Below are 1176 nucleotides of genomic sequence, written 5' to 3'. Positions count from 1 at the left end.
CCCTGCTTGTACTGCGCCGGCGACGTGCCGGACACCGGTTCCGGGTCCTGAGCGAGGGCGCCACCATGCGCTGGCGCTGTGAGCGCGGCCGCGGGGAGCACGGCAGCAAGCGGTATGTGAGCGCCGAGGATGCGGAGCGCCATGCGCGGGCGTTCGACCACGAGGACGCCGAGAGCCTCGGGAGACGGGCACCGTTGGCCGCACTCTTTACCCTTGCGCCTGTTGATGCCGTGCGGCTGACACGTGCCAGGAGGACAGATACGGCTCACGCTGACAGGACGCACGGGGTGAGGACTTCTTCCACTTTATGGCATTTCGCGCGACTCAGTAGAGCGGTCGTTCTCGCCCCGGACCGCATGGGCGGAGGCGTCCACAAGAGAGCTCTTGTTCGGCGTCCCCGATTCGCAAAAGCCGCCGCTGGCGCTTAGACCGGATGTATGACCAGCGACACTCCCAAGGCCCATCACCCCGGGGAGATCGTCCCCGAGTCGGGGATCTACGAGTGCGACTGTGCGCAGCACCACGCGTACAGCACCGACGTGAAAGGCCACCGGTTTCCGCCCCTTCCCGACGCGTGCACGGGTAGCGGCTGGACACTGAGAGCGGCCGCACATCCGGAGTCCTGACCGCGCGGGACGGAGGCGCTTCGCCGCGCCCACCGTGACCCGCTGGACCACAGCCCACGCGGACCCGCACTGGGCGAACCGCATCCAGCACCGTCGGCCGAACGCCACTCGGATCTCCTCCACCGAGCCCGGATCGGGGACGTCGGGCCAGGCCTGCGAATCCATCCGTGCAACCTCGACGAGCGCCGTGACCACCCGCTGACGTCAGGCGGGGGTGTCGGCCAACTCTGATCACTGAGGTCAGGCGCTCCGAGTTTCTGCACTAGGGTGCTCGCTGCGCCGAGCCCTGAGGAGATCATGAAAACCGCCGACGAGCCACCGAAACCGATCAGCACGCTGTTGAAGATCGCGAGTTTCCGGCGGTTCGTGTCGGCCAACCTCATCTCGGCCACGGGGTCCGCGATGGCCCCTCTCGCCCTGGCCTACGCTGTCATCGAGCAAGGCGGTGGAGCGGGCTCTCTCGGCGTGGTGCTTGCCACGAACACGGTCCCCACGATCGTGTTTCTGCTGGCGGGCGGCTTGTTCGCGGACCGCCTGTCCCGCAGCCGGC

Annotated in this window: 1 pseudogene; it reads left to right on the top strand. The window is 67.9% G+C overall.

Annotated features, from left to right (window positions below):
- Positions 1–923: 923 nt before the first annotated feature.
- Positions 924–1176 (top strand): annotated as a pseudogene (locus CCN33_RS29630) (MFS transporter); the annotation flags it as partial.

It is taken from the genome of Streptomyces recifensis (assembly GCF_002154615.1).
Lineage (GTDB): Bacteria > Actinomycetota > Actinomycetes > Streptomycetales > Streptomycetaceae > Streptomyces > Streptomyces griseoluteus.
The sequence above is the reverse complement of the archived record's forward strand: the minus strand, read 5'-3'. Positions and strand labels throughout refer to the sequence as shown.